This is a genomic window from Mucilaginibacter sp. SG538B (assembly GCF_013376065.1).
Taxonomy (GTDB): domain Bacteria; phylum Bacteroidota; class Bacteroidia; order Sphingobacteriales; family Sphingobacteriaceae; genus Mucilaginibacter; species Mucilaginibacter rubeus.
The window spans coordinates 1,485,765-1,498,788 of record NZ_JABMJI010000001.1; the positions used below are offsets into that span (position 1 = coordinate 1,485,765).

A 13,024-nucleotide genomic window follows, 5' to 3' on the forward strand; every position below is an offset into this window, starting at 1 on the left:
TTGTAGCGTTTTGAACAGTTAAGTGCTTGATTATCAATACTGGTTTTTTTTGAAGTGTTCAACCTTTCTAAAATTGAACACCCTGTTTTTGAATATTAAATCTACTACTATATAAAATGAGTGATACCAATACAAGCAATACCTTCAGCATGATCAATACCATGCGCTGGTATGGCCCTAATGATCCTGTAAGTTTGACCGATATCAGGCAGGCGGGGTGTACAGGCGTAGTAAGCGCCCTGCACCAGGTACCCAACGGCCAGGTATGGACAATTGAGGCCATTAACGAGCGCAAGGCGATCATTGAAGCTGCCGGGCTTACCTGGGACGTAGTTGAAAGCGTACCCGTACATGAAGCCATCAAAACCCAAACCGGCGACTACCTGCAATACATCGAAAACTATAAGCAAAGCCTGCAAAATTTGGCAACCTGCGGGATCCATATCGTTACCTATAACTTTATGCCCGTGCTTGATTGGACCCGTACCGATCTGGCTTTTACAGTAGAAGACGGCTCAAAAGCCCTCCGTTTTGAAAAAGCTGCTTTTATTGCCTTCGATGTATTTATGCTGAAAAGGGAAGGTGCCGAACAGGAATATACTGCCGATGAGCTTACCCGCGCCAAAGCCCGTTTTGATGGCATGAGCGATGATGACAAGCAACTGCTGCAGCGCAATATCATAGCTGGCTTACCAGGCAGTGAAGAAAGCTTTACGCTGGATAAATTCAGGGATGCCCTTGCTGCTTATGACGGCATTGATGCGGAAAGGCTGAGGCAAAACCTGATCTTCTTCCTACAGCAGGTTATCCCGGTTGCCGATGCCAATAATATAAAAATGGTTATCCACCCGGACGATCCGCCGTACGCCATTTTGGGCCTGCCAAGGGTAGTGAGCACCGCCGAACATATCAACGCGCTTATTGAGGCTGTGCCTTCATTAAACAATGGTTTATGCTTCTGCACAGGTTCATACGGTGTAAGGCCGGATAATGACCTGCCGGCCATGGTAAAACAATTTGGCGACAGGATCAATTTCATTCACCTGCGCAGCACCCGCCGCAATGAGTTTGGCGATTTTTATGAGGATAACCACCTGGAAGGTGATGTGGATATGTACGCCGTGGTAAAAGAACTGGTACAGGTAATGAAGCAACGTAAATTAAGTATCCCTATGCGCCCCGATCATGGTCACCAGATGCTTGACGACCTTAAAAAGAAAACTAATCCCGGTTATTCGGCCATTGGCAGGCTTCGCGGTCTTGCCGAATTAAGAGGGCTTGAGCTGGGTATTATCCGCTCAATGGAATAGTGATCTTTATTGCTCCGAAAATAAAAACAAAAGGCCTTTGCGGAGAGCGAAGGCCTTTGTCATTTATTATTGGTTAGGTGCGCTTAGCCCATATTATAAAAAAACTGCTCGGCTATAATTTTTCCGTCTTTCACTTCATAAACCGCAATTTCATTCATTGGCATACGGCCGCCTTCTTTATAGGTAACATCCATATCCATGGTTACCGCGAAAAAATTACCGGTAACAATCGGGTCAGATACCTCGCCGCTGTGAATCTCCTGAACCGAGGCATACCAATATTCTGTTTTGCCTTTAACTGCCTCTTTACCTTCAGTAAGCTCCATTGGCGAACCTTTTGGCTCCCGGCTCACAATATTATCTGCATAAAGCTCATCAATAGCCTGGGTATGTTTGCCTTCACGGCAATACTGAACTAATTTTTCTGCTACTTCGGTGGTGGTCATGATCTTATGGTTTTAATTGTTTATATAAAGTTAGTTAATAACACTTCAAACCAATTGCCTGTTTGGTTTAAATTTCTGTTAAGTTTGATCTGCAATTGCATCTTCCGAAAAAAAATAAAATTTTCTGTAACCATTTTACGCCGCCGAAGTACTTAAGGTATATTACATAATTACAAACTGATTGAACACGCTTACAGACAATGCCATTATGCTAAAGGTGAAAGCCGGCGACCTTGACAGGATGGGTATGCTCTTTGAACGCTACAATCGGCAGTTGTACGGTTTTCTGTTCCACATGACCTACCAGCGCGAACTAAGCGAGGACATGGTACAGCAGGTGTTTTATAAGATGCTCAAGTACCGGCACACCTTTACCGGCACCGGCGAATATATCCACTGGATGTACTCTATCGCCCGCAATGTGTTAAAAGATCACTGGCGAAAAAACAAACAGCAGGTACAGCATGAGGGTGTGGAAGCAGCCGAAACCATAGCCGGGGGCTTGGTACCTGACGAAGCTTTTGAAAAAAAGCAAGCCAAAGCCGAACTGCACCGGGCCATGGAAAAACTAAGTGAAAGCCAGCGGGAAATTTTGGCCCTGAGCCGTTTCCAGGAACTAAAGTGCCAGGAAATAGCCGAGATACTGGGTATGACCGAAGGTACGGTAAAAGTGCGCATCCACCGCGCTATGCAGGAGCTTAAAAGTATTTATGTAAAAATGGAACGATAAAACAGTAATAAGATGAAATGTGAGTTATATGAGGAGCTGTTTACCGGTTGGATAAACAAAGAATTAAGTCCTGAAGAAAGTGGGGCTTTAGAGCGCCATATTGCAGGCTGCGCCAATTGTCGCGAAGAGCTGCAGGGACTTCAGCAAATGTGGGATACAATGGGTCAAATCGAAACGCCCGAACCATCGGCCAATATGGGAGTGAAGTTTTATGCCATGCTGAATACTTACAAGGAATCGGTGAATGAGCAAAGGAGTTTATGGGCTGATATTAAATACCAGGTAAGCCGGATCTGGGAGTGGCAGCCACGCTGGCCCATGGCCTATAACCTGGCAATGGTTGTGATTTTAGTGGGTGCAGGGTACCTGTTTTTCGGTAAAAGCAAAAGTGATGACCAGGATAAACAACTGAAAGCCCTAAGTTCACAGGTGCATGAGCTTAAACAAACCATGATGCTGGCCCTGCTTGAAAATCCATCAGCCTCCGAGAGGATCAGGGGGGTGAGCTATACCAGCGAGATCAAGCATGCGGATAAGCAGGTGATAGATGCTTTACTGGCTACATTGAATAATGACCCAAATGTAAATGTACGCCTGAGCACGCTTGATGCGCTGACACACCTTACCGGTTACCCGGAAGTAAGGGAAGGCCTTATCAAATCAATAGTTGAGCAGGATTCGCCGCTGATGCAACTGGCCATTGCTGATGTCATGCTGAAACTGCAGGAAAAACGATCAGTAACATCATTTAAAGAACTGCTGAAGCAAAAAGGCCTTGATAACGGCGTTCGCGATAAAATCAAACAAACGATAACCCAACTTATTTAAAAATAAACCAAATCATGAAAAGATCACTATTGCCTGTTTTAGCAGGTCTGGGGCTTTGCCTTGCCCAAATTTCGGCCCATGCCCAGGATTATAAAGAGCATATCAGTAAACAATTCACTTTGCAGGGAGCGGCTTCGGGCACTACGCTGGCTATTTACAATATTTGGGGTTCTATAACCGTGCAGGGATATTCAGGCAACCAGGTATCAATTGAGGTAGATGAAACCATTCGGGGCAAAAGCGCCGGTGATGTTGAAACCGGTAAAAAAGAAGTAAAACTGGGATTTGATCAAAAGGCTGATAGTATTATCGCTTACACGGCCGAACCCTATGATACCCGCCCGCGCCGCAACTGGAACCGGGAGGATCGTCATCATATAGACTATACGGTAAAATTAGAGTATACTGTTAAAGTGCCCTATGGTATGAACCTGTGCGTATCAACCGTAAACGATGGTAATGTTGAAGTTAAAGATGTGTATGGGGCATTAAAAGTAAACAATGTAAACGGCGGCATAACCATTGCCAATGCCAAAGGTACAACCAGTGCACATACCATTAACGGGCCGCTTAATGTAACTTACCTGTCGGTACCACCGGACGCCTCAAGTTACTATACACTTAATGGTAAACTCGAAGTAACTTACCCCGGTAATCTGGCCGCGGATCTGGAATTTAAAAGCATGAATGGTCAATTTTATACCGATTTTCCAGATGCTGAGATTTTGCCTACAAGAGTAAGTAAAACCGAATCAAAAAGCGGCAGCAGCACTACTTACAAGCTTAGTAAAAATAATGGCGTGCGAATAGGGGCGGGCGGAAAGCTATTTAAGTTTGAAACACTTAACGGCAATATTTATATCAAAAAACAACAATAAAAAATAACAACATGAAAACGATAAGATTTACAGGTATATTACTACTAACTGCGCTGTTAAGCACGAGGCTTTGGGCGCAGGATGGAGAAAAAGGGCAGTTGGTTGTGCCGTTAAGTGATCCGGGAAAGCCATATAAACTGGAAGTAGGACTGATCAATGGTTCTATAACCATAACAGGGTATGAAGGCAAGGATATTATTATTGATGCCCAGGGCGAAGAAAGAAAACACCGTGAAAAGGAACCGGCACCGGGCGGAATGAGGCGTTTATCGGCCGGGAGCAACCTGGATGTGCAGGCTCAGGAAAACAATAACCAGATAAGCGTTCATGGCAGCCCTAATAAAACTACTAATTTGACTATTAAAGTGCCCATGAATAGTACAAGCGTTAAATTATCCACAGTAAATAATGGTAACATCAATGCCAGCAATCTGAGCGGTGACCTGGAAATACGGAATGTTAACGGCTATATCAAACTAAACAATATATCAGGATCTGTTGTGGCCAATACGGTTAACGGCAATGTTGAGGTCACCTTTAAAAGCATTGATGCAAAAGCGGCCATGGCATTTTCAACGCTCAACGGTAAGGTTGATGTTACGTTCCCTGCAAGCCTTAAGGCCAATGTAAAGTTAAAATCAGACCAGGGTGATATATTTACCGATTTTGATGTGGTAACCGAACAACGCAAACCGGTTGTTACAAAAAATAACGGTGAAAAAGGAATGTACAGCCTGAAAATGGAGGATTGGGTTTACGGGAAGATAGCTGGTGGCGGTCCCGAATTATTGATGAAAACCACCTTCGGCAGTCTTTATATCCGCAAGGCAAAATAATTAAGCGGCGTTTAATAAGTTTTAACCAGGCATTACAATATTGGGGAACTATGGGTAAATTTATCAGCAAATTTCACCAGTTAAATGGTAATGCCTGGCTTTAAGAGCATTTGATAAAAGAAAATGAAGCAGTAAATTGTCAAGCGGTACCCCATACTATATCGATTCTTTGAATAGCATCGATTCACAGGCATAACACTCGCGTATATGTGAGCAGCTAAATAAAAGTAAGTGATTGATTATGAGTTGAAATAATAATTCGGACGCTAAAGAGGCTTGAATGGGAGTAATCCAATACAATTGGCTACACAATTAGTGTGAAAAAGCATTCCGGGATAAGATCCGGAACGCTTTTTTTGTAAATAAGCCTTTAACAGATGGTTAAGCAATAGGCTAAACCATTTTTGTGCACTATATTTGCTGACTGGTTACCTATTGCAATTACTTGGTAGAGTATGATTAAGCTTTTTATCGTGGGTTTTCCGCGGGACATGGAAGAAATTGAACTTGTTGAACTGTTCAGTGCTTATGGCACGGTAAGTACCGTGCGGATAATTACCGATAAAGACAGCGGCATTAGTAAAGGTTATGGTTTTTTAGAAATGACTGATGAGGCAGGCGCTCAACGTGCAATTGACGCTATGAATGGTGCTACTATCGATGAGCGTGAGATAAGCGTGAGGATAGCAGAACAAAAGCACCAGCCGCAACAAAAGCAGCAATTTTCAAAACCTAAGCCGGGTTTTAACAAAGTAAAGCCACAAGGTTACAACAAACCCCGCTTTCCGCGCGAAAATAACCGCTATGAGCAGCAGGACGCTGCGGCTCCGGTAAGAGCAAAACGCCCGCGCAGGCAGCAGCCATAAGCTTTTTCGAAAAGCTTAAAGCAAAATGCTCGAGGCTAAAGGCTAATAAATTGATTTTTTAATTAGCAGCAGCCTTAGCCCACTGATTTCAGGAAGTATAAAGCTCGTTTGCTAAAAATTGGTTTCTGAATTTTCCATGCGGATCGTATTCGGCTACCAGGGCTTTAAAAGCATCCATCTTTTCGTAACGTGCTCTTAATATTTTAGCAGGGATGGTAAAGATCTTACCCCAGTGTGGTCTTGCTTTAAACGGAGAAAGCTCACGTTCAATTTGAGGGAGCAATTTCAATACAGCTTCTGTTTCCTGTTTCCAGGTAAAATGGATAGCCACCGATTTTTGATTATGGGCAGGGCTCATCCACAGGTCATCAGCGGCAATTGTGCGGATCTCGGTGATGAAAAGATGAGGGCCAATCTGCTTCCCTAATCGCGCCACTGCTTCGATAGCTTCAACGGCATGATCAAAAGGCACAAAAAACTCTGATTGCAGTTCCTTTCCGCTGCTTGGCGTAAAGCCCATTTTAAAATGTGGCAACCGCTCATACCATGGCCCCGGAACGCCCATTTGCTCGGTGCAGTTTTCGGCAGAGAGCCCTATAATTGGGTGCAGGTTTTTTGTAGCTGCTTTTGCTCCGTAAAATTCCTTCAGGTTTTCGTCTTTATCGGTACCCATCCGGCTTTTTATCCAAACTTCGTTAATATGGTCACTTTGCCAGTCAGTAAACAGGCTAACACTATACCCGGCCGAAACAATTTTTTCAAAATGCTGCTTTAGCTCGCTCATAGGCAAGCCCGTAAATACATATTGCTTCATCATATAAGTTGGCTGTATTTGCAGCGTAACTTTAGTAATTACACCCAAAGCTCCAAGCCCGACTACCACTGCATTTAGTTTGGCGGCATCTTTTGTTTTTGAAAGATGTATAATACTACTATCGGCCTTAACAATCTCTAAGCCGACCACGGCGCTTGAAAGATTGCCATTTTTTACGCCCGAGCCATGCGTGGCCGTTGTAATTGATCCTGCTACTGAAATGTGAGGCAAAGAGGCGAGGTTATGCAGGGCAAAGCCCTCTTTATGCAGGTATGGTGCAAGTTCGCCGTATTTTATACCACCTTCAACTGTAACGGTATGGTTTTGTCTGTCAAGTGATACCACCTTGTTCAGGTCGCGTGTAGAGAGCAGGTTATCTTTACTGTCGGCAATGGTATTAAAGCAATGTCTTGTGCCCAATGCTTTTATTTTATCGTGTTTATTAATGAGCTGCTGTACCTCTTCAACCGATTTTGGATAAAATACATTGTCCGTGCTGTAAGTTAAGTTGCCCGACCAGTTTTGCAGGCGGGGTTGTTGCGCGAATGATTCGAATGATGATAATAAGGGAGACGCCATCAAGGTAGTACTTAATTGAATGAAAGTTTTTCTTTTCATCACAAATTGGTTAATACAAGGTAGCTAATTATTAAGCAGAACTGAAAGAGAAATTGCAGGTGGTTCTCCGGTAAGTACAAGGATTGAAAAGTTTTTATATTTTTTTAATAAGTAAATAGAGATTATTAAATAATTTATAAACTTTTTGTTTATTTTGGTAGAAAAATTAACATTAGCGTATTAATTCTGCATGAATCATTGATTTGGGATGCGCTTTTAGTAAATTGAAACTAAACATTTTATAAAATAACAGTGAAGGAAGTTTACGCCCCCTTTATTCCGGGTACTTACAATGAAAATAACCTTGATGAGCTATCGGTTTTGCTCGAAAAAGGAAAAAAGTACGCTATCGATAATCTTTTATGGAGCGATACCGGATATTTTCCATCAGTTAATTTTTCAATAGCTCATGTCGAAAACGGTGTCGCTCTAAAATATTTTGTAGAAGAGCAGTATACACAGGCAACTTATAAAACAGTAAATGATCCGGTTTATAAAGATAGCTGCGTAGAACTTTTTATAAGTTTTGCTGACGACCAAAATTATTACAACCTGGAATTTAATGCCCTCGGGACCGCGTTGGTTGGCTTTGGTAAAGATCGTAACGGTAGGGAAGCGGTACCTGATGATAAGGTGAGTGGTATAAAAACATTAAGTAATATCAAGTGGGCAAACGACCCAGCGGGTTTTAACACTTGGGAGTTAACATTGTTAGTCCCTTTCTCCATTTTTGTTTATCACGATGTTAAAACATTGAACGGAACTACAAGCAAGGCAAACTTTTTTAAATGCGGTGATGACCTGCCCGAGCCGCATTTTATAAGCTGGAGTAATATAGATAGCCCCGTGCCTGATTTTCATTTGTCGCAGTTTTTTGGTACGGTAAAATTCATTTAAAATAAAATACCTCTAAATAAAATAACATACTATGGCCCAGGCAACAAGTTCAGTAATCGAATCGCCGGTAAAAAGATCAGCGATAAACCCAATTGTAATTATCGGCGCTTTATTTTTCATTTTTGGTTTTGTTACCTGGATGAACGGAACACTCATTCCTTACTTAAAAATAGCGTGCGAACTGAGTACCAAGGAAGCATATTTTGTAACTACGGCTTTTTATATTGCTTACGTTGTTATGGGCATTCCCGCCGGAAAAACCATCAAAAAGTTTGGATTTAAAAACGGGATGGCCGTAGGCTTGTTTGTAATGGCCATAGGCGCATTGATATTTATTCCCGCCGCAATGACCCGCACTTACGGGATTTTTTTAATAGGCTTGTTTGTTCAGGGCACCGGGCTAACTGTGCTGCAAACTGCTTCAAACCCCTATATCACTATTTTAGGGCCTGTCGAAACTGCTGCTCGGCGGATCAGTATCATGGGGATTTGTAACAAGATCGCCGGCGCTTTAGCACCTGTTATTTTGGGTACTGTAGTACTCGCCAATATTGATTCGATAACCGAAAAGCTAAAAACTTTAAGTGCAACAGAAAAAGCACTGGAGTTAAATGAGCTGGCATCAAGGGTGATTATGCCTTACAGCATTATGGTTGTAGTTTTGATTTTGCTGGCCATCCTCATTTATTTTTCATCATTACCCGAGATCAACACCGAGCATGAAGACGAGACCGTAGCTGCCGCAAATACCAATAAAACAAGTATTGTACAGTTTCCGCATTTGATGCTTGGCGTAGCAACCCTGTTTGTTTATGTAGGTGCCGAAGTTATTGCCGGCGATTCAATTTCACTTTACGGCACTTCTCAACATATCCCATTATCAACAGCTAAATTTTTTACATCATGTACTTTGATCTCCATGATCGTTGGTTACCTGGTTGGTGTTTTCTGTATCCCAAAACTGATCACACAACAAAAAGCGTTGGTAGCGTCGGCAATTTTGGGCATCATTTTAACCATTGCAACATTGTTAACCCATGGCTATGCATCGGTATTTTGTATTGCATTACTTGGTTTGGCCAATTCGTTAATGTGGCCTGCTATTTGGCCGCTGGCATTGGCGGGTTTAGGCCGCTTTACTAAAATAGCATCTTCATTATTGGTTATGGGTATTGCAGGCGGCGCTGTTTTACCCCCGCTCTACGGTTATTTTTCGGAAAAGTTTTCGGCGCAGTCTGCCTATATTTTACTTATTCCTATTTATCTGTTTATCCTTTTTTATTCCACAATAGGACATAAGGCTGGCAGGCAAAACATAAAAGCCTGACCGTAACATTCTTTTAAGCATTTTATCTAAAAGCCTGGGAAGCGAAACTTCTCAGGCTTTGTTGTTTGAAACTGTCCTGAATGCGATTTAAAAACTGTTTATAGCGCCAATAAAAGGGGTTGGTTGTTTTGTCACTAATAATCGTTAAACAATCGTCGATACTCGAAATATGGTCAATTTTAATTAGCGGTGTCGGTGTAATTTACTGATGTTTAAATAGTTAGTAAATGGCACGCGGTATGTATCAGTTTTTTACAACAAACAAAATTAAAACATCTAAAAAATAACTATGGAACCATTTATATTCTGGGCAACCCGCTTAGTATTGCTTGCCTGCCTTGCCATACTGGTTTATATGATGATGCCAAACTACACCGAACAAAGTGATGGGTGGGAGTAAGCATGTGCTGATTAATAAATTTTATTACAATAATTTATTAATTAATAATCAAACCTTTAATTGGCCGATCTGTTAATATATCAATCATAAAACTAATCATGAACAACAGGAACAAAGCGGGATTGCATGACAACAGTCTCATCAATACCAGCGAAAATTATGAGGTTGAATACTGGGCAAACAAATTTGGTGTTCGCCCGGAAAGGTTAAAAACAGCGGTACGTGCCGTTGGAAATTCAGCCGCCGCGGTAGCCAAATTTTTGAACAACAAATAGTATCACTATGAGCCTGGAAAAATATGCGGAAAAACGCGATTTTAGCAAAACCCATGAACCTAAAGCGGGGAGGAGCAAAGACAAAGACCACCTGATGTTTGTGATCCAAAAGCATGATGCTTCGCGTTTACACTATGATTTCAGGCTTGAAATGGACGGCGTGCTGAAAAGCTGGGCTATACCCAAAGGCCCCTCAACCGATCCTAAAGTTAAGCGCCTTGCTATGATGGTTGAGGATCATCCTTTTGACTATCGGAATTTTGAAGGCCTCATCCCCAAAGGTGAATATGGCGGCGGTACCGTTATAGTTTGGGATGAGGGTACTTATGAGCCCATTGAAGAGATCAAAGGTAAAAAAGCCCAGGAAAAACACCTGCTTAAACAACTTGAGGCCGGCTCGGTAAAGATCAAGCTCCATGGCGAAAAGCTGGAGGGTGAATATGCCCTTGTTAAAACCCATGGTATGGGCGAAAACGGCTGGCTGCTCATTAAGCACAATGATCAATTTGCGTCGGTTAAAGATATTACCAAAAAAGATAAATCTATTCTTTCTGGCAAAACCATTGAAAGTATGGAAAAAACCAGCGAAAAGGTTTGGCAGCACGGGCATGAAGAGGATGTAGAAAAGCCTGAAAAAACAGGTAAAAAAAAAGTCCTAAGCGAACCCGTTGAACAACTGGAAAAGAAAGTGGACACTAATGATACAGAGGATTTTGATGTTGCGCAACTTCTGAAAAAAGCCCCTGAATCAAAAGCGCCAACTAACATAAAGCCAATGAAGGCCACCCTTGTAGACGAGCCTTTTGATGACCCCTATTGGCTTTACGAGGTTAAATGGGACGGCTACAGGGCCATTGCAATGGTCGACAAGAAAGGAGCGGAGCTGATTTCCCGTAATAATCTTCCTTTTGATAAATATTATCCAATTAATAAATTGCTGAAAGACTGGCAGATCAATGCAGTAATTGATGGCGAGATCCTGGTATTGAATGATAAAGGTGTTTCCGATTTTGGAGCGCTGCAAAACTGGCGGAGCGAGGCCGATGGCAATTTGGTTTATTATGTTTTCGATATCCTTTGGTATGAGGGTAAAAACCTGATGGGATTGCCCCTTAAACAACGCCAGGCTATCTTAAGTGCGGTTCTTCCCACCAATGATGACCGCATCCGTCAAAGCAAAGTTTTTGATACAGGCGGGATTGAATTTTTTAACGCCGCCGAAAGAATAGGCCTGGAGGGAATCATCGCCAAAAAGGCCAGCAGTGTTTATACTTCCGATCTTCGCTCAAAAGAGTGGCTCAAAATAAAAGTGCAGCGCAGGCAGGAAGTGATCATTGCCGGCTTTACCAAAAACGCGGGCACTTCCAAATCGTTCAGCGCGCTGGTGCTTGCTTTATATGATGATAAGGGCAAACTACAGTATGCCGGTAAAGTGGGTACAGGCTTTTCTGATAAACTGCAGAAAGAAATGATGGAACAGTTTAAGCCGCTTATTACCGATAAAAGTCCGTTTGAGGTGGAGCCTGATGTGGATAAGCCATCAAGGTTTAGGCCGCAGCGCTTAGGGGCTAAGCCCACCTGGCTTAAACCAGAATTGGTTTGCGAGGTGGCATTTGCTGAGGTAACCGGCGATGGGGTGTTCAGGCAAGCCTCTTTTAAAGGGATGCGTAGCGATAAAAAAACAAAAGATGTTGTACTGGAAACTCCGAAACATACAGCCGAAACGGTTGAGGAAGCTGAAGGAGCTGATAACGATACACACGCTAAAGCCATTAAACCCGTGAAAAATACTGACCGGAAAACTCTGCTTAATCCTAAAGATGAAACCCAGGTACGCAAAATTTGCGGACATGAGCTTAAATTTACACACCTGAGCAAAGTTTACTGGCCCGAAGATGGTGTAACCAAGCGGGATATGTTCAATTACTATTACCAGGTCGCTGAATATATCTTGCCTTATTTAAAAGACAGGCCAATGTCGCTCAACAGGTTTCCTAATGGCATTCATGGGCCAAGTTTTTACCAAAAGGATGTGAAAGGTAAAGCCCCCGATTGGATCACTAAAACTTTCCCGTACACCACCAGCGAAGGGGAACATAAAGAATATTTAGTAGGTTCTGATGAATCTTATTTACTATGGATGGCATCACTGGGATGTATTGAAATGAATCCCTGGTTTAGCCGGGTACAATCGCCGGACAATCCTGATTACTGCGTGATCGACCTCGATCCGGATAAAAACACGTTCGACCAGGTGATCGCGGCTGCTTTGGAGGTAAAAAAAGTGCTGGACGCTATAGATGTACCTTCATACTGTAAAACATCGGGATCAACAGGGATGCATATTTATATCCCGTTGGGCGCGAAGTATGATTATGATCAGTCACAGATGTTTGCGCGGCTCGTGGTGGGCATTGTTCATAAGCAAATTCCCGATTATACAAGTTTGGAACGTATGGTAGCCAAGCGAAATGGTAAAATGTACCTTGATTTTTTGCAGAACCGTCCGGGAGCTACCATAGCGGGGCCGTATTCCTTGCGACCTAAACCTGGTGCTACTGTTTCTATGCCCCTGCATTGGGACGAAGTGAAACCCGGGCTCACCATGAAAGATTTTACCATTTTTAATTCCATCGACCGCCTTAAAGAAACCGGCGACCTTTTTAAAGGTGTACTGGCAAAAGGCATCGACCTGGAAAAAACTATTAAGAAGGCGAAGAGTGTGTTTGAGTAAGCTATGTTAATCTATAGCAAAAAAAATATCATTGAAAAGAACGAAGCAATCCCAATACAGAACGG

12 protein-coding genes are annotated in these 13,024 nt (G+C 42.6%); 10 read left to right on the forward strand and 2 right to left on the reverse strand.

The window, feature by feature from the left end:
- The first annotated feature begins 116 nt into the window (after window positions 1-116).
- Window positions 117-1,310 (forward strand): mannonate dehydratase, encoded by a 1,194-nt coding sequence (gene uxuA, locus FHW88_RS06020; RefSeq protein WP_255485212.1) that lies wholly within the window; start codon window positions 117-119, stop codon window positions 1,308-1,310.
- An 83-nt stretch (window positions 1,311-1,393) separates the two neighbouring features.
- On the opposite strand, the gene FHW88_RS06025 is transcribed toward uxuA, so the two are convergent.
- Window positions 1,394-1,756, reverse strand: a complete 363-nt coding sequence (locus FHW88_RS06025) for a nuclear transport factor 2 family protein (protein WP_090524628.1) — start codon at window positions 1,754-1,756, stop codon at window positions 1,394-1,396.
- 181 nt (window positions 1,757-1,937) lie between these two features.
- Here FHW88_RS06025 and FHW88_RS06030 point away from each other — a divergent pair, with 181 nt between their 5' ends.
- From FHW88_RS06030 to FHW88_RS06050, 5 genes are all read left to right on the forward strand, one after another.
- On the forward strand, window positions 1,938-2,486 hold the full coding sequence (locus FHW88_RS06030) for an RNA polymerase sigma factor (RefSeq protein WP_208864721.1): 549 nt from the start codon (window positions 1,938-1,940) through the stop codon (window positions 2,484-2,486).
- A 12-nt stretch (window positions 2,487-2,498) separates the two neighbouring features.
- Entirely contained in the window at window positions 2,499-3,314 is an 816-nt protein-coding gene (locus FHW88_RS06035; RefSeq protein WP_090526173.1) for a zf-HC2 domain-containing protein, read from the forward strand.
- Window positions 3,315-3,328: 14 nt separating this feature from the next.
- A complete protein-coding gene (locus FHW88_RS06040) occupies window positions 3,329-4,192 on the forward strand; it encodes a hypothetical protein (protein WP_090524630.1) in 864 nt (287 codons plus the stop codon).
- An 11-nt stretch (window positions 4,193-4,203) separates the two neighbouring features.
- Complete coding sequence (locus FHW88_RS06045) at window positions 4,204-5,028, forward strand: DUF4097 family beta strand repeat-containing protein (RefSeq protein WP_090524632.1); 825 nt, start codon at window positions 4,204-4,206, stop codon at window positions 5,026-5,028.
- Between the two features lie 455 nt (window positions 5,029-5,483).
- Entirely contained in the window at window positions 5,484-5,894 is a 411-nt protein-coding gene (locus FHW88_RS06050; protein WP_090524634.1) for an RNA recognition motif domain-containing protein, read from the forward strand.
- Window positions 5,895-5,982: 88 nt separating this feature from the next.
- Here the strand turns inward: FHW88_RS06050 and FHW88_RS06055 are convergent, their stop codons facing one another.
- Window positions 5,983-7,326, reverse strand: a complete 1,344-nt coding sequence (locus tag FHW88_RS06055; RefSeq protein ID WP_090524638.1) for an FAD-binding protein — start codon at window positions 7,324-7,326, stop codon at window positions 5,983-5,985.
- 252 nt (window positions 7,327-7,578) lie between these two features.
- Here FHW88_RS06055 and FHW88_RS06060 point away from each other — a divergent pair, with 252 nt between their 5' ends.
- The 4 genes from FHW88_RS06060 (at window position 7,579) to ligD (ending at window position 12,959) form a co-directional block, all read left to right on the forward strand.
- On the forward strand, window positions 7,579-8,223 hold the full coding sequence (locus FHW88_RS06060) for a carbohydrate-binding family 9-like protein (RefSeq protein ID WP_176623888.1): 645 nt from the start codon (window positions 7,579-7,581) through the stop codon (window positions 8,221-8,223).
- Between the two features lie 31 nt (window positions 8,224-8,254).
- Window positions 8,255-9,550 carry a sugar MFS transporter gene (locus tag FHW88_RS06065; RefSeq protein WP_176623890.1) on the forward strand — a complete coding sequence of 432 codons (1,296 nt, stop codon included), beginning with the start codon at window positions 8,255-8,257 and terminating at the stop codon, window positions 9,548-9,550.
- Between the two features lie 498 nt (window positions 9,551-10,048).
- Window positions 10,049-10,225 (forward strand): DUF3606 domain-containing protein, encoded by a 177-nt coding sequence (locus FHW88_RS06070; RefSeq protein WP_175489907.1) that lies wholly within the window; start codon window positions 10,049-10,051, stop codon window positions 10,223-10,225.
- Between the two features lie 7 nt (window positions 10,226-10,232).
- Window positions 10,233-12,959 (forward strand): DNA ligase D, encoded by a 2,727-nt coding sequence (ligD, locus tag FHW88_RS06075; RefSeq protein ID WP_176623892.1) that lies wholly within the window; start codon window positions 10,233-10,235, stop codon window positions 12,957-12,959.
- Window positions 12,960-13,024: the final 65 nt, after the last annotated feature.